Source organism: Mesorhizobium sp. M1403 (assembly GCF_040317695.1).
Classification (GTDB): domain Bacteria; phylum Pseudomonadota; class Alphaproteobacteria; order Rhizobiales; family Rhizobiaceae; genus Mesorhizobium.
In genome coordinates this window covers 124,872-146,413 of record NZ_JAMYKY010000002.1, presented here as the reverse complement: position 1 = coordinate 146,413, position 21,542 = coordinate 124,872, and the positions used below count along the sequence as shown (strand labels likewise).

General features: G+C 63.2%; 14 protein-coding genes and 2 pseudogenes. 2 read left to right on the top strand and 14 right to left on the bottom strand.

Features of this window, described 5'->3' with window-relative positions:
- Nucleotides 1–3 precede the first annotated feature (3 nt).
- From NKH01_RS05295 to bglB, 12 genes and pseudogenes are all read right to left on the bottom strand, one after another.
- Nucleotides 4–1,749 (bottom strand): annotated as a pseudogene (locus NKH01_RS05295) (MASE1 domain-containing protein); the annotation flags it as partial.
- Nucleotides 1,750–2,123: 374 nt separating this feature from the next.
- Nucleotides 2,124–5,252 carry a PAS domain-containing protein gene (locus tag NKH01_RS05290; protein ID WP_353019314.1) on the bottom strand — a complete coding sequence of 1,043 codons (3,129 nt, stop codon included), beginning with the start codon at nt 5,250–5,252 and terminating at the stop codon, nt 2,124–2,126.
- 403 nt (nt 5,253–5,655) lie between these two features.
- Entirely contained in the window at nt 5,656–7,236 is a 1,581-nt protein-coding gene (locus NKH01_RS05285; RefSeq protein WP_353019312.1) for an MFS transporter, read from the bottom strand.
- Entirely contained in the window at nt 7,233–7,769 is a 537-nt protein-coding gene (locus NKH01_RS05280; protein WP_353019310.1) for an HlyD family secretion protein, read from the bottom strand. Before NKH01_RS05280 ends, NKH01_RS05285 begins: the two co-directional genes overlap by 4 nt.
- A 100-nt stretch (nt 7,770–7,869) precedes the next feature.
- A pseudogene (locus tag NKH01_RS35265) lies at nt 7,870–8,274 on the bottom strand (HlyD family secretion protein); the annotation flags it as partial.
- 561 nt (nt 8,275–8,835) lie between these two features.
- Nucleotides 8,836–9,924: an ABC transporter ATP-binding protein gene (locus NKH01_RS05270; protein WP_352483677.1), complete on the bottom strand. Its 1,089-nt coding sequence runs from the start codon at nt 9,922–9,924 to the stop codon at nt 8,836–8,838.
- Nucleotides 9,925–9,931: 7 nt separating this feature from the next.
- Nucleotides 9,932–10,984, bottom strand: coding sequence for a carbohydrate ABC transporter permease (locus tag NKH01_RS05265; protein WP_023716976.1), 1,053 nt, complete (start codon nt 10,982–10,984; stop codon nt 9,932–9,934).
- Nucleotides 10,981–12,003, bottom strand: coding sequence for a carbohydrate ABC transporter permease (locus tag NKH01_RS05260; protein WP_502912600.1), 1,023 nt, complete (start codon nt 12,001–12,003; stop codon nt 10,981–10,983). The genes NKH01_RS05265 and NKH01_RS05260 overlap by 4 nt, the downstream gene beginning before the upstream one ends.
- Nucleotides 12,000–13,268 carry an ABC transporter substrate-binding protein gene (locus tag NKH01_RS05255; RefSeq protein WP_353019308.1) on the bottom strand — a complete coding sequence of 423 codons (1,269 nt, stop codon included), beginning with the start codon at nt 13,266–13,268 and terminating at the stop codon, nt 12,000–12,002. The genes NKH01_RS05260 and NKH01_RS05255 overlap by 4 nt, the downstream gene beginning before the upstream one ends.
- Nucleotides 13,269–13,355: 87 nt before the next feature.
- Nucleotides 13,356–15,875: a hypothetical protein gene (locus tag NKH01_RS05250; RefSeq protein ID WP_353019306.1), complete on the bottom strand. Its 2,520-nt coding sequence runs from the start codon at nt 15,873–15,875 to the stop codon at nt 13,356–13,358.
- Complete coding sequence (gene kduI, locus NKH01_RS05245) at nt 15,872–16,705, bottom strand: 5-dehydro-4-deoxy-D-glucuronate isomerase (RefSeq protein WP_353019304.1); 834 nt, start codon at nt 16,703–16,705, stop codon at nt 15,872–15,874. Before kduI ends, NKH01_RS05250 begins: the two co-directional genes overlap by 4 nt.
- Entirely contained in the window at nt 16,702–17,802 is a 1,101-nt protein-coding gene (gene bglB / locus NKH01_RS05240; protein WP_353019302.1) for a beta-galactosidase BglB, read from the bottom strand. Before bglB ends, kduI begins: the two co-directional genes overlap by 4 nt.
- A 109-nt stretch (nt 17,803–17,911) precedes the next feature.
- Between bglB and NKH01_RS05235 the strand changes: the two genes are divergently transcribed.
- Complete coding sequence (locus NKH01_RS05235) at nt 17,912–18,979, top strand: LacI family DNA-binding transcriptional regulator (RefSeq protein WP_023716970.1); 1,068 nt, start codon at nt 17,912–17,914, stop codon at nt 18,977–18,979.
- Here NKH01_RS05235 and NKH01_RS05230 read toward each other — a convergent pair.
- Nucleotides 18,964–19,446, bottom strand: coding sequence for a flavin reductase family protein (locus NKH01_RS05230; RefSeq protein ID WP_353019299.1), 483 nt, complete (start codon nt 19,444–19,446; stop codon nt 18,964–18,966). The genes NKH01_RS05235 and NKH01_RS05230 overlap by 16 nt on opposite strands.
- Nucleotides 19,446–20,603, bottom strand: coding sequence for an LLM class flavin-dependent oxidoreductase (locus tag NKH01_RS05225; RefSeq protein ID WP_352494371.1), 1,158 nt, complete (start codon nt 20,601–20,603; stop codon nt 19,446–19,448). Before NKH01_RS05225 ends, NKH01_RS05230 begins: the two co-directional genes overlap by 1 nt.
- A gap of 228 nt (nt 20,604–20,831) precedes the next feature.
- Here NKH01_RS05225 and NKH01_RS05220 point away from each other — a divergent pair, with 228 nt between their 5' ends.
- Nucleotides 20,832–21,488 (top strand): GntR family transcriptional regulator, encoded by a 657-nt coding sequence (locus NKH01_RS05220; RefSeq protein ID WP_353019296.1) that lies wholly within the window; start codon nt 20,832–20,834, stop codon nt 21,486–21,488.
- Nucleotides 21,489–21,542: the final 54 nt, after the last annotated feature.

The following is a 21,542-nucleotide window of genomic DNA, read 5'->3' as shown; positions in this document are numbered from 1 at the left end:
GGCTTGCGCGAGTTTGTCGGAGGCTTGTCGCAGCGCTTCCTGCGCGCGCACCTCTTCGTCGATGTCGAGGGAAACTCCGTACCATTGCACAACCGCCCCGTCTTCATCACGCCGCGGCTCGACCCTGCACTCCGCCCAGCGATAGCCATCTGTTTCGCGCCAGCGAAACCGCATCGCGGAACCGCCGCCTGTTTCGAAACAGGTCAGCAACGTGCGCAGCACCTCGGGAGCATCTTCGGGATGAACCAGTTCTTGCAGCAATTCCTCGATGCGCGGCTCTCCGAGTGTTTCGAAATTGGCGATCACGGAGCGGAAATGGTCCTGGTATCGCTTGTTGAAGTAGACCGGCCCGCCGGTCGGCACCGCGCTCCAGATGCGGACCGGCACAGCGTCGATCATCTGCTGAAGCTGCAATTCGCTCCGCCGCAGAGCCTCTTCGGCTTGCATCTGATCGTCTATGTCGTGACAGAGGCCGTACCACTGGACGATCAGGCCAGCGTGATCGCGCATCGGCTCTGCCCGGCTCGACATCCAGTGATAGACGCCATCGGCGCGGCGCAGGCGATACCTCATGGAGAAGCGCTCGCCGGTGGCGAGGCAGTGACTGAGCGTATCGCCGAATGCTACTGCGTCGTCCGGATGGACGGCGGCCGCTATCATCGCCGCCAGCCGGCTGATGCCCGGTTTGTCCAAATCCGTTACGTCCAGGCCGAGAAAGTCGACCATGCGCTTGTTGAAAAAGGTCGGATCGCCATCGGGCCTCAGGCGCCAAACGTGGCTCGGTACCATGTCGACAAGCTGCGAGAGCTCCCGCTCCCGGTCGCCCAATGCCTCAAGGCTTTCACGCAAAGTGAGCACCGCCGCCTGATGCTGCCGGGATATGGCGGCCACGACGAGCGCCGAAAATGCCGAGATGGCCAGAAAAAGCTGCAGCATGATCTGGTTGTGCTTCTGGGACTCGGGATCGCCGGCAAATTGGCTGGCGCCGGATATCGTGAATACCGCCGTGATCAGAGCGAGGACGGTCAATGCTACGGCGGCGCCTCTGAACTCAAAGCGCACTGCGGCCCAAAGAAGAGGCGGCATGATGATGTAGGCGAAGGGCAGATAGCCGCTCAAGGAAAGGGCGGCGATACCAAGAAAGATCAGCCCCAGGACGCAAGCTTCCATCCACCGCGCTGCCGAGAGCTGCGCCTTGCCGCGCCAGTTCTGGAACACGACCAGCGCCAGCGGTGCTACGATCAGGACTCCCGTCGCGTCTCCGATCCACCACAGCGGCCAAGCCGTCGCAAAGGTTTGCGATTGTATGCCAAACCACGCAAGGGCCGCACTTCCCACCGTCGCGCTTGCAACCGGCGCAATTCCAGCGGCCAGTACGACGAATGCAAGAACGTCCCTCAACGTTTCCAGCCGAACTGGGCGCTTGCAGGTCTGGTTCACAAGCCATGCGCCGGCCACCGCTTCAAGAGCGTTGCCGGCAAAGATCAGGAAGGCCGGGAGCAGCGGAGTGTGGAACCACAAGAAGTTGCTGAACAGTTCGGCCAGACAGGCCCCCAGCACCCACCACGGCCAGCTATACCTGGAGGCGAAGACAAGCGTAGCGATGAAAAGCCCGCTCGGAGGCCAAATGGAAATCCCTGTTCCAGGTATGATTGCGAGCGACTGGGCGAATCCGCAGCCCAGGACATAGGCCGCAATAAAAAGCCCCAGGTGCAAGAGTTGGGGACGGTGCGACCAGACGCGCGACAACCTGCCTCTTTCAAGATCGCTGATCATGTTGCCGTCAATCAGGCCCGATTCACTCGTCGCGAAAGGTCGGCCACTTCCCGGTCCGGATCGGTCCAAGTCATGCGTTAACGCGCGCGTTGCGCTCGAATCGATCTCGCCAAGTGAGTTGGGCGCTGTGGTCATCGGGTGCCCCTGACGGACAAACAAACTCTGGAGATTGTCGGCGCTTCGTGTAGCACTTGCTCTTGATAGCTGGACTGGGCTGACGGACTCACGTCGCCACCCTAATCCCGCCACGCCCCAACCGCACCTCATGGAAATCCATGCATTGCACGGGGCGGCGGCGCCCCTTCACCGAGAGCCGAAAAAACCAAGCGCTTACTGAGCACCGCCAGTTATTGCGCAGCTTTCGCTTCAACCGGGAGGGTGAAGATGAATGTCGCCCCACGCGGCACGCTATTCTCCGCCCAAAGGCGCCCGCCATGAGACTCGATGATCGAACGGGAGATCGCGAGCCCCATGCCCATTCCGTTCCCTTTCGTTGTAAAGAATGGCTCGAATATCTTGTTGAGACGTTCGATACCCGGGCCGCGGTCGCTGACCTCGGTCTGGATCGTGTCCTCTATCCGGCGCACGCGCATCCCGAGAATCTTGTCGCCTGCGGTGGTGTCCATCGCCTCCATGCCGTTGCGAATGAGGTTGACCAGGACCTGCTGGATCTGGACGCGATCGAACGCAACCAGCGGAAGGTTGCTTTCGACGTCGATATCCATGCGAACGCGGCGCCGCATGGCTTCCTCGGCCATAAGGCCACGTACTTCGGCAACGACGCTGGGGATCGGCGTGCTGGTTCTCATTTCAAGCGAAGGTCTGAACAGGGCACGGATGCGGCCGACGACGTCCGCCGCCGAGTTGGCGTCGCGGCTGATGCGCTCGGCCGTGATCTTCGCGCGCTCGACGTTCGGGGGCTCGGCGGACAGCCAACGGTGGCATGCGTTGGAGTTGGCGACGATGGCGGCCAGCGGCTGGTTCACCTCATGAGCGATGGATGCTGAGAGTTCGGCAAGGCTCGCCGCCTGGCTCGCACGCGCAAGTCTCTCTTGTGCCAGCCGAAGCTCCTCTTGTGTCCGCACCTCATTTTCGATGTCGAGGCAGATAACGTTCCACTGCACGATGGCGCCTTCAGCGTTGCGCATCGGCGCGGCGCGCGTCTCGACCCAGCGATATTCACCATCGAAGCGCCGCAGACGGTGCCGTCGCGCATACGGCTCGCCGGTGGACAAACAATAGGCATATCTCTCCTTGACACCTGTCAGGTCGTCGGGATGAACACCGGCGTCGAGTGTGCCAGCCAGCCGGGACTTTCCCGCTTCGTCCAATTCCTCAAGATTGTATCCGAGGAATTCTCGGAGCTGCTGGCTGCGATATATCGGTTCGCCATTCGGCGCGGCGCAATCGATCATTGCCGGCAGCGTTTCAACGAGCTGCCAGAGCGCGCGTTCTCTCTCGCGCAGCGCTTCTTCGACGCGCAGTTGATCGTCGATGTCGTGCGTAAGGCCGTACCATTGGACGATGCGTCCACCCTGGTCCCGCAGCGGCTCCGCGCGGCCCTCCATCCAGCGATAAGCACCATCGGCACGGCGCAGGCGATACTTCATGAAGAAGCGCTCGCCGGTGGCAAAGCAGCTGTCGAGTGCTTCCCTCAGGCTGGCTGCATCGTCGGGGTGGACGACGGTGGCAACGAAGGCCGTCAGCCGGCTCGTGTCCGGCTTTTCCGCGTCCGCTATGTCGAGGCCGAGAAAATCTATCAGGCGCTTGTTGAAGAAGGTCGGCTCACCGTTGGGAGACAGCCGCCAGAGGTAGCTCGGAACCATGTTGACGAGTTGCGAGAGCTCTCGTTCCCGGTCGTGCAACGCGGCTTGCGTGGTCACCAGGTCATGGATGTCGACGCTCACGCCGTACCATTGAAGAATGCTGCCATCTTCGTCGCGCAGCGGCTCGGCGCGAGTCTCGGTCCAGCGATAGCCGCCGTCGGCCCGCCTCTGGCGATATCTCTGAACGTAAGGCACGCCCGTTGCGAATGAATGGCGGATCGCCTGCCGTGCGGTGTCGATATCGTCTGGATGGATCACGCTCAGCGACGGCGATCCGTCCGGGGCGGTGATGTCATGGAGCGTGGCCCCGGTTACATCGGTGAACCGCTTGTTGACGTAGGAAGGCGTCCCTTCCCGTGTCGTACTCCAGATCAAAGCGGGCACGGTGTCGATAAGCTGCTGAAGGCGCCGCTCGCTTTTGCGCAACGCCGCTTGCGCGCGCACCTCATCGTCGATGTCGAGAGAAACCCCGTACCACTGCACGACCGTTCCGTCGTCATCGCGCCGCGGCTCGACCCTGCACTCAGCCCAGCGATAGGTGCCGTCTTTTTCGCGCCAGCGAAACCGCATCGCGGAGCCGCCGCCTGTTTCGAAACACCTCAGCAACGTGCGCTGCACCTCGGGCGCATCTTCGGGATGAATCACCTCGTGCAGCAACGTTTCGATGCCCGGCTCGCCGAGCGCATCAAAGTTGGCGATAACGGAGCGGAAATGGTCCTGGTACCGCTTGTTGAAGTAGACCGGCCCGCCGGTTGGCATCACGCTCCAGATGCGGACCGGCACGGCGTCGATCATGTGCTGAAGTTGCTGCTCGCTCTGCCGCAACGCCGCTTCAGCGTGCATCTGATCGTCTATGTCGTGACAGAGGCCGTACCACTGGACGATGCGGCCAGCGTCATCGCGCATCGGCTCCGCCCGGCTCGACATCCAGCGATAGACGCCATCGGCACGGCGCAGGCGATAGCGCATGGCGAAGCTCGCACCGGTAGCGAAGCAACCACGGAGTGCATCGCCGAATGCTGCCGCGTCGTCCGGATGAACGGCGGCCTGTATCATCGCTGCCAGCCGGCTCATGCCCGGTCGGTCCAGATCCGCTGCGTCGAGGCCGAGAAAGTCGACCATGCGCCCATTGAAGAAGATCGGCTCGCCGTCGGGATCGAGGCGCCAGATGTGACTCGGGACCATGTCCACCAGTTGCGAGAGTTCCCGCTCGCGGTCACGCAATGCTGACTCGGCCCGCTTCTGGTCCTCAATGTCTATTGTCGTGCCGTACCATTGAACGATGCGCCCCTGGCTATCGCGAAATGGTCGTCCTGAGCTTCGAAACCAGCGATAGACGCCATCGGCGCGCCGCAGACGATGCTCGGTATCATAGGGATCGCCGGTTTCGAGGCAATGCCGCCATCTGGCGGCTACAGGATCATAATCGTCGGGATGGACGGCTCGACGCCAGCCGAACTCATCGTCGTCTTCGGAAGTGTTGAGATCCTCATGCGTGTTGCCGAGGAACGCCAGGGTGTTTGGGCTGACATAGGTGAATCTTCCGGCGGCATCGGCTGCCCACGCGTGGCCGGGCATGCTCTCGATGATTTGCAGCGCGAGCGTTGCTTCGGGGTCGATTTCGCCAAGTGAGTTGGACGCTGCTGTCATTGGCTTCTCCTGTCGGACAAAAAAGCCTGGGGACGGTCAGCGCCTGATATAGCACTTGTTTTCAATATCTGGACAGGCGAACTCACCGCCTAAATCTAGGCCGGCGATGCCCCGGCTGCATCTCATGGAAATCCATGCATTGCGCGCAGATATCGCCGCTACAGAGGCCCTAACGATCGCCTCGCGCGAGGAGCGACGCGGATCGACGCGTCAACACCCACCACTGGGAAATACGAGCCGGACAGGTAAGACGCTCGGCTGCCTCTTCGTCGGCTGCAGAGTGAAACCGGAAAAACCTCTGCATTCGTCATCCCTGTCTCGTCCGGTTAACACGGCTCTTGGGGTAATCTGGAAACCTCCCGACCAAAACATCTGTTCCAAAGTATAGGGCCTGGACGCGGTTTTAGTTCTGCGGAGCGGCTTGGCGGGCGAGCAATTGTTTGGCGACAATGAGACAGGGCGCAGCGACCGCGAACAGCAGGACGAGCGCGAAGAAAGCTTCGTCGAACGAGATCGTGGCGACCTGCTTCTCAAGCGCGCGCTGCAGCAGCGGCAGCGCGGCCTTGGTTGCCGCGGCGCTGTCGATACTATTCGCCAGAACGTTCGCAGTGGCTCTCAAGCGCTGGTCCACGGCTGGATCGCCATTGACGAGGTGGGACGTCAGTATCGTCCGGTTGTGGACATTCTGGTGATCAATATACGTCTGCAAGAGGGCTGTGCCGGTCAGACCGCCCGCCTGCTTGCCGAAGTTGAACAGCCCGATGCCGAACGGCAGCGCATTGGCGGCAAGGCCCTGCAGTGTAATCAGCGTCAGTGCCACGAACAGAAGGCCGAGGCCGAATCCTCGCAGCAGCAGAGCAAGGGTCAGGTCCGGTGATCCGCTACCGCTCGTCGAAGCGGACAGCAGCCACATGGCGCCTGCGAAGAGCAGAATGCCAAACGGCGCAAGCGTGATCGGGCGCATCCCGGTCTTTTGGATGACGAAGCCGGACAACAGAAGTCCAAGCGCGAGCATGGCTCCGCTAGGCAGCAGAAGCACTCCTGCGCCCGTGGCGGTAAAATCGAGCACGTTGAGGGCAAAAGTCGGAATGAGATAGGCGCTGCCCGAAAGAGCAGAGCCGGCGACGAAGCTGACGAGAAGGCCAAAGCGAAAGTCCGGATTGCCAAGGGGCGAGATGGCCAGCAGTGAGCCTTCTGAACGAAGGCGGGTCTCCCAGACGGCCAGGAGGCCGGCAGCCGTCACACCGGTTGCGGCAAGGAAGGTGATGTCGGTGTCGTCGAACCAGTTGAACCTGCTGCCTTGCAGCAGGACGTAGGTCAAAAGCGCGGCGCCGATGCCGAGCAACAATATCCCGACGGCAGGAAACCTGGTTTTCCGCCAAAAGGTCCGATCGCCGTCCGCCGCCAACAGGACAAGGGAGACGATGCCGAGCGGAATGATGCTCAGGAATATCCACTCCCAGGTCAGATGGTCGACAAGCCAGCCCTGCAGGGCCGGCGTGACGGTTGTCGGAGCCATGACGGCGCCTACGGCAAAAACCGCCTGAACGACGGGCTGATGCCGGTGCGGGAAGCGAAAGAACAGCAGTGTCTGGCCGGCGACGAGAATTGTGCCGCCGGCCAGCCCTTGGACAATGCGGCAGATGCAAATCCAGGTGAGGTCCACTGACAACGTCAAGGCCGCGGATGCCAGCAGAAGGGCGACAACCCCCGCGCGCAGGCAGGCGGTCGGCCTGGCTGCCGTCACAAGAAGCGGAGCGACAAGGAACGCCGTCAGCTTGGCCGCGATGAAAACAACGTCGATCATCGCCAGTTCGTCCAACGTTGCGTAGGTGTCGCCGAGCATGTCGATCCGGCCGATGGACAGTGCGGTGGATGCGACCGCGTCCATGAAGGCGGCCAGCACGACGCCGGTTGCTATCAAGGAAGCGCGCAGGGTGCCGGGATGGCGCTGCATAGCCGCCGTTTCGGCGAGGTGCATCATTGTGCTGAGCGCCCGTCCGCGGTCCCGCCTGTCTGCATTTCCTGCGCTACTGCCGGAGCATCCTTGGCGCCTACGGTGATGGCAACACGAGCCGAGAGTCCCGGAACCAGGCGGCCGGGCAACGGATTGCGCATCATCCTGATCTTGACCGGCACGCGTTGGACGACGCGGATGAAGTTTCCGGTGGCATTGTCCGGCGGCAGCAGGCTGAATGCCGCGCCACTGCCGGGAGCGAAGCTGTCGACAAGTCCGTCGATTTGCAGATCTGGATATTCGTCAACCATGACGCGGACGCGTTGGCCGATCTCAACCTGCTTCAGCTGTGTTTCCTTGAAGTTGGCGACGATCCAGACATCGTTAACCGGAACGATGTCCAGGGCTGCCGTCCCTGGAGTAACATAGCGGCCGACCCGGATCTGGCGATTGCCGACGATGCCGTCGACCGGGGCCCTCACGACGGTGTTGGCCAGGTCTAGCATTGCCAGGTCGAGCGCTGCCTGTGCCTGCGACAGGGCTGCCTGCGCGCCGGACAATTGTGCATCCAGGGACGCCGAGCTTCAACTTCTGAGCCAACAGATTGGCCTCTGCGCCGTCCAGCGATGCCCTTGCCTTGTCATGGCCGGCCTGCGCATCCTGCAGCTTCTGATCGCTTGCGGTTCCGTTCTTCTGCAGCGTGACGTAGCGGCTTAAGTTGGCGCGGGCGAATTGCAGGTCGGCTGCGGCAGATTGCTTCTGCGCCTCGGCCTGCGCGATCAATGCGTCCTGCAGTTCACGGGTCGCCTTGATGTTGGCGATTTCCGCCTGCCGGGCGGCGACGTTGGCTTTCGCCTGCTCCGCCTTGGCCTTGTAGTCGCTGTCGTCGATGCGAAACAGGACAGCACCTTTTGACACACTGGCATTGTCGTCTATGTCGACTTCGACGATGTAACCGGCGAGCTTCGGAGCGATGCTGGTAATGTCTCCGCGGAGATAGGCGTTATCGGTCGTTTCCTCGAACCGGCCCCTTGTAAACCACTGCCAGCTCCAAATAGCTGCCATTGGCAGCACCATAAGGGCAACGAGGGCGATCGCGATCTTGCGGGGTTGGCTCATGATTGCCTCGACCCCAAGTCGACGCGCTCACTATCGAAGGAGATCTCCGCCTGCCGAAGAGCGAGCCGTTCGGCAAGGCTGCAAACCCACGGTGCGCAATAGAGTCTCACGAGAACGTCTCCGTCGAGCTGCGGCTCTGCAACAAGGCAGAACTGAAGAACGATCGCGGATTTCACGACCTCGCCGCTATCATGCGGACGAACATCCCATTTGCCCTGATCGGTAGTTCGTACTGAACCTCAGCACAGGTCGTATTGTCAGTCGGCCGGATTCAGGCGCGCGAACGTGGCGGCGCGGATCTCCGTATTGCCGAAGACCGTCCACGAGAAAATCCACTTTGAAGTAAATTCCGGACATCCCGTGGCAGCAATGATCGCAGAGAGCGCCCTCTTGAAGAGTTTGGTTGTCTTAACGTTCACCTATTTTGTATTTTGACAAGCGCGCAACACGCGTTCGCTGTGCAGCAGTTGCGACAGTTCATGAAACAACCCGCTATCTTGCCTCCGGCTAACGCGGTGCGACACGCAGCCCGGCGGCATCGAAGAGATGCATGCGCTCCGGCGGCAGAGCGAGGTGGATCGGCGGCCCTTGCGATTCAACGCCCTGCTGCTTGAGAACGGCGATAAGTTTGCTGTCGCCGGCAATGGTGGCGTGGACAACGGTTTCCGGTCCCAGCGCCTCGGCCAGCGTTATCCGCGCTTCCACCGATCCCTTGCTGCCATCCGAAAGTTGGATGTCGTGTGGTCGGATGCCAAGCGTCGCGTCGTCTCCCGGTTTCAGCGCGACCCCGTCGGCGGCGACCGAGGCCGACAGCCCGCCCGGACCTTCGACACGCACCTCGGCGCCGCTTGCCGAACGCACCTTCACCGGCAGCAGGTTCATCCGCGGCGCCCCGATGAAGCCGGCGACGAACAGGTTGGCCGGCGCGTTGTAGAGATCGAGCGGCCGGCCGACCTGTTCGATCCGCCCCGAGCGCATGACCACGATGCGGTCCGCCAGCGTCATCGCCTCGATCTGGTCATGGGTGACGTAGATCATCGTGGTTGCCAGCCGCCGGTGCAGGCCCGCCAGTTCAGCGCGCATGGTGATGCGCAGTTCGGCATCGAGGTTGGACAGCGGTTCGTCGAGTAGAAAGGCGGTCGGATTGCGCACCACCGCACGGCCGATCGCCACGCGCTGCTTCTGGCCGCCCGACAATTGACCGGGCCGGCGGTCTAGATAGGAAGCAATTTCCAGCATGCGCGTCGCTTCCGTGATCCGCGCGTCGATCTCGGCTTTCGGCATACGGATGTTTTCGAGCCCGAAGGCGAGGTTCTGGCGCACGCTCATGTGCGGGTAGAGCGCGTAAGACTGGAACACCATCGCCAGACCGCGCTGCGCGGCCGAAACGTTGGTGACGTCGACCCCGTCGATCTCGATCTTGCCGTCGGTCGGCCGATCGAGCCCGGCAATCAGCCGCAGCAGCGTGGACTTGCCGCAACCCGACGGGCCGACGAGGACTAGCATCTCGCCGTCCCCGACGTCGAGGTTGATGCCGTGCAAGATCTTCATCTTGCCGTAAGCGCGATCGATGTTGGTCAGCGTTATCCGTCCCATGACATCCTCACTTCAGTCCGGTGCCGGCAATGCCGGAAGTGATGTAACGCTGCAGGAAGACGAAGACGAGGACGACGGGGATCATCGTCACCACGGTCATCGCCAGTATGTAGTGCCACTGCACGTTTAGCTGGCCGGCATAGGTGTTGAGGCCGACCTGGAGTGTGTAGAGTTCCTTGCGCGACAGCACCACCAGCGGCCACAGAAAGTCGTTCCAGCGCCAGACGACCGAGAAGATCGCCAGCACGGCGAGCGCCGGTGCTGCAAGCGGCAATACGATGCGCCAGTAGATCTGCCATTCGGAAGCGTTGTCCATGCGCGCCGCATCGAGCAGCTCGTCCGGGATGGTCAGCATATATTGGCGCAGCAGGAAGACGCCGGTCGGCGTCGCCACGGTCGGCAAGATCACGCCCCACAGCGAATCGAGCAGTCCGACGGCGCCCACCACCGAATAGAGCGGCACCAGGATGACCGACAGCGGCACCATCAGCGTACCGACGATCACAAGCATCGTCAGATCGCGGCCGCGGAACTTGTATTTCGACAAGGCGAAGGCGGCCATCGAATTGGTGAGCAGCGTGATCAGCGTCGCCATTGCCGTCACAAAGACCGAATTGCGCAGATAGCGCAGGAAGTCGAAATGGACGAAGGGCTCGGTGTAGTTCTCCGTTGCGAAGCCGATTTCGCGCACCGGCTGCCGGTCGGCGATGTTGACCTTGACGATATCGTTCGGCGCCTGCGGGTCCACCATTTGCGCCATGATGCCGATGCGCCGCACCTCGGCCAGCACCTTGGTCGAACCATCCGGAAGCTTCACCCTGTAGAGGGCCAGCGGCTTATCGTAGCCTTCGACCCTCGCCTGTTGGCTGACATAAGGCATTATGGTCGGCGGGAACTCGGCGAGCTGTGCCGGTGTCTTGAATGACGAACCCACCAGCCAGACGGCCGGACCGAACATGATGACAACGCCGCCGAGCAGCCACAGCCAGCTCACGATATCCGTCCAGTGCCAGCCGCGACCGCCGCGCCGGCGGGTCAGGAATGTCATGACGCTGCTCATTCGCGGGCTCCTTTCCGCTCACCCCGGCGTCCGACCTGCAGCTGAACCAAGGTGAGCGCGACCAGCACCAATCCCATCAAGATCGAAGCCGCCGAAGCCAGCCCCGGATTGCGCAGCAGGGAGGCGAAGCCGATCTCATAGATGTACTGCGTGATATAGAGGGTCGAGGTTCCCGGCCCTCCACCCGTCAGCACATAGACTTCGTCGAAGATCTGCACGGCGCGGATCAGCGTCAGCACGATGACGACAAGCAGGTTAGGCATCAGCAGCGGCAGCGTGATGCGCCAGAACACCCGCGCCGGCTTCGTGCCGTCCATCTCGGCCGCTTCGTAAAGGTCGCGCGGGATCGCCTGCAATCCGGCAAGCAGGATAAGCGTATAAAAGCCCATATGGGCCCAGACCGAAACGCTGACGGCGGCGGTGAAAGCCCAGAAGCGGTCGGTCAGCCAGTTGTGCGGCTCGCCGCCCAGATCATGGACGATCAGGTTCAGCAAGCCCTGGCGTTGCAGGATCCAGCGCCAGATCAGACCGGTGACGACGGGCGACAGCAGCACCGGAAAGAAGAACACCGCGCGCCAGAAGCTGCGCCCGACGATCTCACGGTTGAGGATCAGCGCTGTCGCCATCGACACGACCGTCATCAGCGCCACCTGCACGACGACGAACAGGCCGGTATTGTGCACGGCCTTCCAGAAGAGATCCTCGTGGCAAGTGGCAGTGTCCAGGTAGTTGCCGCAATCGAGCAGGCGCTGGTATTGCTCGAGCCCGACATAGGTTCGGTCCTGCAGGAAGTAGGCCGTTCCTGACGTGGCCGAATAGAAGAAGTTGATGATCATCGGCACCAGGACGAAAATGCCGAAGATCGCCATGTTTGGGGCCAGGAAGAACGCGGCCATGCCGCCGGTGCCCGTCGCGCGCTGCCAGAACTTCAGCGGCACGTTGACGATCGATGCCAGCCACACGACCGGCGCCGCGAGGGCGGCGCCAATCCATGCCTTCAGTGTCGCGGCGGCGGTCACTTCGCCTCGGCAACCTTGTCGGCGATATCCTGGTCGATCCTGCCCCAGGCATCGTCGAGGCTGAGCTCGCCGGCCATCACCTGGCTGACGCGCGTCACCAGCGCGGCGAAGTAAGCATTGGCCCACTTCCACGGCGGCAGCGCATCGGCCGCCGGCAGGGTTTCACCCGCCGCCTTGACGAATTTGTCGAGCGCCGGACCGACATTCTTGTCGGCCGAGACCCATTTCAGCCCGCCCTTGTCTACGACGCCCTTGTGCGCGGGCAGAAACAGCGTGCGCTCGCTGAACTCTTTCACCACGTCTTCACGGGCCAGATAATCCATGACCTTAGCGACGTCCTTGGGATTCTTCGTGTATTTGATGGCGACCAGCGCCGCGCCGCCTTTCACGCCCGAACAGCCTGCGGTACCACAGGGCGAGCCGGTTGCCACCCAGTCGAAACTGTCGCCGATCTTGGTCGACAGATTGGCGACCTGCCAGCTGCCCGAATAATAAAACGGGATCTGGGCGTTGATGAAGTCGTCGGCGGCCGCGCGGTAGGTCGAGCCTGCCGCCGACACCCAGGTATCCTTCAGCATCAGGCCCTTGGCGGTCCAGTCGACGAGCTTGCCGACGAACGCCTTGGTGCCGTCGTCCACTTTGGCCGGCATGCCATCGGGTCCGACATAGTTCGCTCCGAAGGAGACATTCGGACCCGAAATGCGGTGACCGGAACGATCAATGGCGAAGGCAGCCGGAAGCTGCTGGCTCTTCGCCACCTCGGCGGCGGCGTTGATCCAGTCGTCCCAGGTCGCCTTGTCGCCGGGCAGCGGCACGCCGGCCTGTTCGAACAACGTCTTGTTGGCGAAGCCGCCGGTGAGCGTGAGCTGGGTCATGAAACCCGGGATGGCGTTGGAGCCGTCGGGGCGCATCCAGTCCAGCGTGTCAGCGAAATTGTCCTCCCAATATTTCGGATCGGCCACCAGTGGCCTGAGATCGAGCCAGTGCTGGGCAAGCTCCTTGATATTTGTGACGCGGGCGATGTCCGGGCCCTGGCCGGCTTCGAGCTGGATGGGCAACTGCTCCTGGATCACCTTGTAGGCGACGTTGTCGAGGGTGACGTGGATGTCGGGATTGTCCTTCATGAAGCGGTTCAGAATGTCCTGGATGACATCGCCCTCGACACCGTCCGAATACCACATGATGCGCACGTCGCCGGCAAATGCGCTGGTCGATGCGAGCAGGCTGACCGATAGCGCGGCCAGCAAAGTGCGGGTCTTATTCATGCTTCGTCTCCTCCTTTAGCGGGGCCGCGCCCCGATGGTTCAAGCGGCCACGCCCTCTCCTCTTGAGCGTCGCAGCCGATTTCCTCCCTACTCTCTTTGCTTCATGCGCATCGCCTCACCGCGCACGGTCCAGTTGGCCGGATCGAGTGTACGTCCCTCAGCCACGATCCTTGCGTCGGCGAGGAAATGCACCGTGCCGTACTCCGGATCCTCGACTATCAACTCGCCGTCGGGACCCGACCGCACCGACAGGCCGGCAAAGGCGCCCGCCCAGGCGTCGAGCGCCGGCAGATTGGCATCCCTGTCACCGAGACGAACGATCCATGTCGTCCTGCGTCCCGCCGCCCGCAACTCGTTGCCGGCCGTCGGGCCGGCCTCTACCTGCGTGAGCGGAACATCCGTCTTCAGCATGACGAAGGCGTCGCCGGATTGCGCGAACGCCCGATCGCCACCCACTCGCACGGCATCGAAGGCACGTGCGGGGAACCAGGCGTGCGTGAAGTCGGGCTGTTCATCCGAGCAGGAGAAGCTGACGATGGCGAGGTCGCGGTATTGGTGAAGCCGGGGCAAAGTGCCTGAGCCACCCCAATATGATGGTCTGCCATATCCCGACTGCAGCACTTCGCCGGGGTGGTTGATCCAGATCTGCGCATCCGGATTCTTGCCCAGCCGGGCGTGAACGACGGTCTCCTGATAACCCCATTGATTCCAGCGATAGCCAGCGGCGCTGCCCATCGCATGGTCGCGCGTCTTGTAGTGGTAGAGCCGCGCGAAGCGGTCTTGTCCCTGCGCGAAAGTCCATTCCCACGCCGTATCGTCGGTGAGGGAAGCAATTGCTGCCAACCCGTCCGGAACGCTCAAATCGTGATCTTGCAGGCAGAGTGCCAGCTGCGGCAGCGCGTGAAAGCGCATGCCGTAATTGCCCCTGCCCCAAAGCATGCGGCAGATGCCGGATAATTCCAGGGAACGCGCGGCGCGCAGCGTGTGCTCATAGGAGCGGCCCTGCGCCCCGGTGAGGATGCCGCGATGCGCCGAGCGGGCGACGATTTCAAGCAGGCGTATGATTGCCTTGCCGGCACGTTCGGCGATGTCCTTGTCCGGGGCCAGCGCGTAGAGTGCGCACAGGCCCTTGAGGTCGATCGGAAAATAGGGCGCCGAGTTGAACTCGGCCATCTCCCATGCCTCGAAATGGTCGAGCCAGGCTCGCACCCGCGCGGCTCCCACCGCGGACTGTTCGCGGCCAAGGCGGCCCGACCGCACGAACCGTGCATCAGGCAATAGGCCCCCAGCAATATAGGCGGCGGTGTGGAAGAGCAGCGCGTGGTTCTCGGAGAAGTACCACTGCACATCATTGCCGGGCTCGTCCATCCAGTAGCGATAGCCGAGGATGGCGTTGTCGACGCGCGCGCGCAGGCTCACTTCCAGCCGATCGCCATAGGCCTTGCGGCACCACAGCAGCGGCACCAGGATGAAGTCGGCGCAATCGTGACAATCCTCGATCGCCGGCAGCGCGCCGGAGATCATGGCGTCGGTCTCGGCGCCCTGCTGCCCGATCGCCAGGCGCGCCAGCGCGCGCACCGTATCGGCCTCGGCGTGACCGGCGACCTCGCGCAGAGCCTCATCTATACGCGCGGCAAGCGTTTCCGGTGCCTCGCCCTGACGGCGCGCGTGGCATATCTCGACGCCGAAGACACGCGTTACGGCATGGTCTGCGACCCTCAGCGTCACCTTGAAATGGCGAAAGTCGGCCGGCAGCTGCTCGGTATCGGCGATCGGCAGCCGCGTCTGGCCCGTTGGCAGATCGAAGGCGAAGCGCACCGGCGTCTCGATCGACATGAAATCGCCTTCGATCTCGATCTCGACTTGCGCGTCGCGCGGCAGGGCCACGCCGGTGACGAGCGCCACCTCGCCGCCGTCATAGGCGGGACGGTCGAAATGCATGTCGTCGAGGGCTGCTTCCATCGCATCGGCAACGCCGCTCTCGACTTCGATCGGCAGTGCGACCGAAGCAGCCGGACCGGATAGATAATCGAGCTGGAAATAGTAGCGGGCGTCGCGCTCGGCGAGATCGTCGAACCATATGCGAATGTCGTTGCGGCCGACCCTCAGCACGATCTTGAAGTGCTCGGCACTTTCCAGATTGCGGCCGTAGGGCGCCATCCAGCCGGCTTCCTCGCCATTGGCAAAGAGTATGGCGCCGCCGCATGTACGCAGCCGTACCATCACCTCGCCACTCGAGGCCGCCTCGATGGTGGTCTCGGCCCAGGTTCCAAGCACCGTCGGCCGGAACCAGAAGCCCGACAGGTCGATGCGTGGCGAGGCGAAGGGCAGCCAGATGCGCTCAGCGCCGAATTCGGCGCTGACCTGTGGTCGCTTGCCGCGTCGTTCCGCTGCGAACTGCGTGCGGCACGGATATTCATGGGGAATGAAATTCTTGTGCTTGGTAAGGAAGAAGAAGGGATCCATCTCGCCTTGCATGGGCTGGTCGGCCACGTCGTAGCGTTGCTCGGCGATAGACCCGAGCCGCCAATAGACGATTGGCTGCCCCGCCACGAGCGGCCGGCGCAGCGTAAAGTCCGTCCGAACGCTTTGCGCGGCCTCGCTCATCGCAAATCCTTCACGGGTACTGGATCGACATCGGTGTAGGCCTGGTTCTCGCCGGTCATGCCCCAGACGAAAGCATAGGGGCCGGTGCCGGCACCCAAATGGATAGACCAGGCGGGCGACAGGACAACGTCACCGTCCGCAACCATCAGGTGGCGCGTCTTGTCAGGCCGGCCCATCAGATGGACCACACGGTCGGCCTCGGCGAGGTCGAAGTAGCAATAAGCTTCCATGCGCCGCTCATGCAGATGCGGCGGCATGGTATTCCACACACTGCCCGGCGCGAGGTCGGTGATCCCCATCAGCAAGAGGCAGGACGGGGCCACTTCGGGATGGATGTACATGCGCAGCGTGCGCCTGTTCGCGCGAGCCTCCTCGCCGAGCACAAGCGGCTTGGCTTCGCTGTTGACGATGAGACGGTGCGCAATAGCGGCGCCGGCCGGCACCGAGTTCATATAGAAGCGTGCCGGCCTCTCCGGATCGTCGCTCTCCAGCGTCACCTCGCGCGCTCCGCGTCCGATATAGACGATGTCGCGGTTAGCCACGGGAAAGCGCCTGCCGTCCACCGCGACGGCGCCATTGCCGCCGAGATTGGCGATGCCCATCTCGCGCGCGTCAAAGAAGAGCGGCGTGCCGACTTCGGCCCCGTTGCCGAATGTCAGCGGGTTGGCCAGCGGCACCGCGCCACTGACGATCATGCGGTCGACATGGGTGTAGACGAATTCGATCGCGCCGGGCCGGAACAAGCCGTCGACCAGGAACTCGGCCCTCAGCCGGTCCGTGTCCATGCTGGCAATATCGCCCGGCGACACGCCATAGAGCGTCCGCATCATGCCGCCTCCACCTTCGACTGCAGATGCCGGGTCCCTTCGGTCAAGCACAGAATGGCCAGCGCCTGTCCGTAGCCCGTCGGATGGATGGGTATATCGCGATAGAACTGCAGGTCGGCGCCCATGCGTGTGCCATAAGACACGTTCGCCACCACACCTTTGTCATCGATGTTGGCCACCACGGCTTCCAAGGCGCGGAGGCCGGCGGCACGGCACTCTGTCGAGCCGATTCCGAGCCGCGCGGCCTTCATCAACCCGTAGCCGAAGCCGGCCGTGGCGGAAATCTCCTCGTAAGACGTCGGGTCGTCGAGCAGAGTGTGCCATGCGCCCGAACCTGCCTGCACCTCGAGCAGGGCGTTGATCTGCGTCTCCAGCACGCCGAGCAGATAGGCCCGGACCGAGGGTGCAATTTCGGCGAACTCCACCAGTTCGAGGATACCGACGGTAATCCAGGCATTGCCTCTCGCCCAACGCGCACGGGCGAAATTGTGCCGTCCCGCGAACGTCCAGCCGTGAAACCACAGCCCTGATGCCGGGTCGGCGAGATAACGGGCGTGGACCAGGAATTGCCTTTCTGCTTCCTCGACGAAGCGACGCTGACCGGCAGCCTGGCCGTAGGATGCGAGGAACAGCGCCACCATGAACAGCGTGTCGTCCCACAATTCGTCGTCGTTGACCCGGTCCGAAACATCATGCTGGAAACCGCCTTCGGGCGTCCGTGGCAAGACGGTGGCTACCTGCTCGGCCCATTCGCGCAGGACCGGCTCGAAACGCGGCTGGCGGCGGCGCCGCCACAATTCACTTAGCGCCAGCAGAGGCGCGGTGGTGTTGACGTTCATCGCCGGGAGACCGGCAGCGATGCGTCGGTCGTACCAGGTCTCGATCGTCTGCAGCAGCCGATCGTCACCGGTCTGCGCCCACAGCCGAACCAGCCCGTAGAGCCCGACGCCCTGCGGCCATTCCCAGCTGTCGAAGCTGACATAGTCGCCCGGCGTGCCGTCGAGATTCGGCTCATGGAACCGCCCGTCATGACGCAAGCCGGTCATGCCGGCCACGAGGCTGGCAAGCGCGTAATTCAAGCGTTCGGCCGATAGCGGCATCACTCCTCCGTTTCTCCCGCTTCATCAGAACTGTTTCACAGGCATTTTTCTTGCGCAATCTGAAAATTTTTTGCATTAGTCGGATGAATTTGCCGGAGGTGACGGAGCGATGAATATCCAAGGCAAGCGCGGCCGCCCCAGCCGCCGCATTCGACTTGAAGAGATCGCGGCGCGTTGCGGCGTGTCGGTCAGCACCGCCTCCCGTGCGCTAAGCGGTGTCGGCGGGGTGAGGGACGAGCTTCGCACCAGGATCATCGAAACGGCGAAGTCGATGAACTATGCCATTCCCGCCTCGGTTGCCGGCCGCAAGGTCATCCTGGCCGCAAGCAGCGTGGCAATGGTGGACAGTGCCCGCAATCAGTTCACCTACCATGTCCTTGACGGGCTCAACGAGCGCGCCCGGTTGCTGGGCGTCGAACTGGTGACCCGGCCGGTTTCGGCGCCCGAGGACGAAATCGCGCTGCTGCGTGAATCCGAGCACGACGACAGCGTCGCCGGCTGCCTGTTTCTGACGCTGGACGACGATGACGTGCTGACGCTGACAGCCGGCTTCGCCAAGCCGATCGTGCTCGTCAACGGCGACGATCCCTCGATGCGCCATTCGAGCGTGACGCCCTGCAATCGCTCTGCCGCCATGCTTGCCGCGCAGCATCTGATCGGCCTCGGCCACCGCCGCATCCTGTTCCTGATGCGGCGTGGGCGGCGCACGATCGAGCGGCGCTACGAAGGTTGGCGCGACGCGCTGATCACGGCCGGCATTGTCGGCTTCGACGACTTCGTGGTCGAGGTGCAGGACTGGCTGCCGGAACTTGCGAGCAGGGCCGTGACCGAGCGCATCGCGGCCCGCGGCCTCGATTTCACCGCCGTGCTGACGGCCGGCGACAGCCTGGCGTTTGGTGCCATCGCCGGCGTCCAGGAGGCCGGATATTCGGTGCCTGGCGATGTGTCCGTGGTCGGCATGGACGACTTGCCGCTCGCTGCCTTCTGCAACCCGCCGCTGACGGCGATGCACATTCCCATGCGCGAGATCGGATCGGCGGCGCTTAGCCTGCTGCTCGACGACATGGCCCATTCGGGGTCGCCGCCGCGTCGCGTCGAACTTGCCTGCAATCTCGTGGTGCGCCAGTCGACGGCACCAGCCCGGAGCGGCGCCGGCGATCATCAGCTGGCCTCTTGAGCGCGCGACTTGCCGCCAGCAAAGAGCAGCGGCAAACCCTCTTGCGTCTGCAGTTCAAGGACACGTCCAAGCAGGATCATATGGTCGCCAGCCGGGAAGCGGTCGGCGACGCTGCATTCGAACCGCGCCAGTGCTCGCGGCAGCAATGGCACGCCGTGCTCGCTCCACGACAGGTCAAGATCGGCAAAGTCCGTCCCCGACTTCGAAAAACGCCAGCACAGATCGATTTGATCTTCCGCCAGCACGTGAATGGCGTAGTGCGCGGAATTGGCGAAGGCTTCGAACCGGCGCGAGTGGCGGCCGATAGACCAGAGCACCAGCGGCGGATCGAGCGACACAGATGAGAAGCTGTTGGCGGTGATCGCGACCGGGCCGTCGGCCGTGCCGGTGGTGACGACCGTGACACCAGTGGCGAAACGCCCGAAGGCATTGCGCAAAAGGCCTGGATCGCACACGACATGCTCCATCAGCGGCGCTCCCCCGTTCCCAGTGGTGTCGCCGGGATCCGTTCCGGCACCCGGCCATAGGCGTGCGGGAGCGAGCATGTCTTGAGCTGGGGCAGGACCTTGGTGCCGAAATGACGCGCCTCGTCGAGATGCGGGTAGCCGGAAAAGATGAAGGCGCGGATCCCCATCTTCATATACGCCTCGACTTCCGACAGAACCTGATCGGTCGAGCCCACCAGCGCCGCGCCGCAGCCAGAGCGCGCCCGCCCGACCCCCGTCCACAGATGCGGCTCGACATAGCCTTCGGCATCGGCGATCTGGCGGTTCCTGGCCTGGTGCGATACGCCGAGCGATCGGGCGTCGAGCGCGCGCTCGCGGATCGCCCTGCCCTGCTCGTCGTCCAGCCTCGAAACCAGCTCCCGGGCATATTCCTTTGCCTCTGCCTCGGTATCGCGCACGATCATGTGGACGCGCAGGCCGTAGTCGAGCGTCCGCCCATGACGCTCGGCGCGCTCGTGGACTGCTCTCATGCGGTCGGCAAGCTCCTCCCTGGTTTCCGGCCACATCAGGTAGATGTCGCACTGTTCGGCGCAAAGCTCGAGCGCGTCGGGCGAATAACCGCCGAAATAGAGCAGCGGGCCGCCATTCTGCTGATAGGGCTTCGCCGGCGCCGTCGAGAGCCCTTTATAGCGATAGACCTCGCCCTCGAAATCGATGCTGTCCCTGGTCCAGGCCTGGCGCAGGATCTGCACCACCTCGCGGGAACGCTGATAGCGGTAGGCGCTGTCGGCTGTCTCGCCCGGAAAGTCCGACGAAATGACGTTCACCGTCAGCCGGCCTTCCAGCATGTGGTCCAGCGTCGCAATCGTGCGCGCCAGCATGATCGGCTGCATCTCGCCGCAGCGCACAGCGGCAAGCAGATTGATCTTCGACGTGATCGGCGCGCAGCCGGCAACGAAGCTCAGCGTGTCCTGGCCGACCTGATAGGACGACGGACACAAGATGTTGCGGAAACCGAGTGCCTCGGACGTCTTTACGATCTCGGAGCAATGCGCCCAGTTCGAGCGCAGTGCGCCGTCCGGAACGCCGAGATAACGATAGTCGTCCGAGCAGAGTGCGGCGAACCACGAGACTTCGGCAGCATCGAGATCCGGCGAGGTGATTGGGACGATGCTCATTGCCACTCTTCAGAAAAGACGTCCGGGCCACTCTTCAATGACGTCCGGAGCTGCGAATAGGGCTTGCGTAGCATTCGTTTTGGTGTAGATCAATACTGTATCAATTTTGGAGCCAAACCCGAAACCGGGATGCGATTGGAACACCGGATGCATTTGACAAGGGCGGACCCCGGCCACCGATCCAGCCAGATGCGCGGGCCCTTGCCTGTGCACTTGCAGACCAGCGAAATGCTGATCCGCGAAATCGCGGCCGGACGGCTGGCCGACGGGGCGCGGCTGCCGCCCGAGCGCGAGATGGCCGCGAGCCTCGGGATTGCCGTCGGCACGCTCAGGCGCGCGCTGGCAGATTTGACCGAAAAGGGCCTTCTCGACCGCATCCAGGGCTCGGGTAACTATGTGCGAGCGCGCGGCGACTTGCTCGGGATCTATGCCTTCTTTCGCCTGGAGCGCATCGGCGGTGGCGGCCTGCCGAGCGCCGACGTGCTGTCCGTCGAGCGGCTGCCCAAGCCCGCCGACCTGCCGCAATTCGGCAGCGCCGGCGAAGCCCACCGTATACGCCGGCTGCGGCGGCTCGACGGCGAGCCGGCCGCGGTCGAGGAGATCTGGCTCGACGTCAGCCGCGCCGAGCGGCTCAAGCGCGAGGACCTGTCGGAATCCCTCTATCTCCACTACCGGCTCGCGCTCGGCTTTACGATCGTTCGCGCCGAAGACCATGTTGCCGTCGCACCCGCGCCGGACTGGGTCCCGCTCGAGTTCAGGCCACCGCCGGGGACGGTCGTGGGTTTCATTGAACGTATCGCCTGGGCTGGCGACGGCGCCAGCGCGGAATATTCCCGCAGCTGGTTCGATCCGGGCGCGGCGCGCTACGTCACGCGTTTCGGATAGGCCGGAGGAAGTCGCAGCGTGACCAGATCATCGATCGGCTACGGCATCATCGGC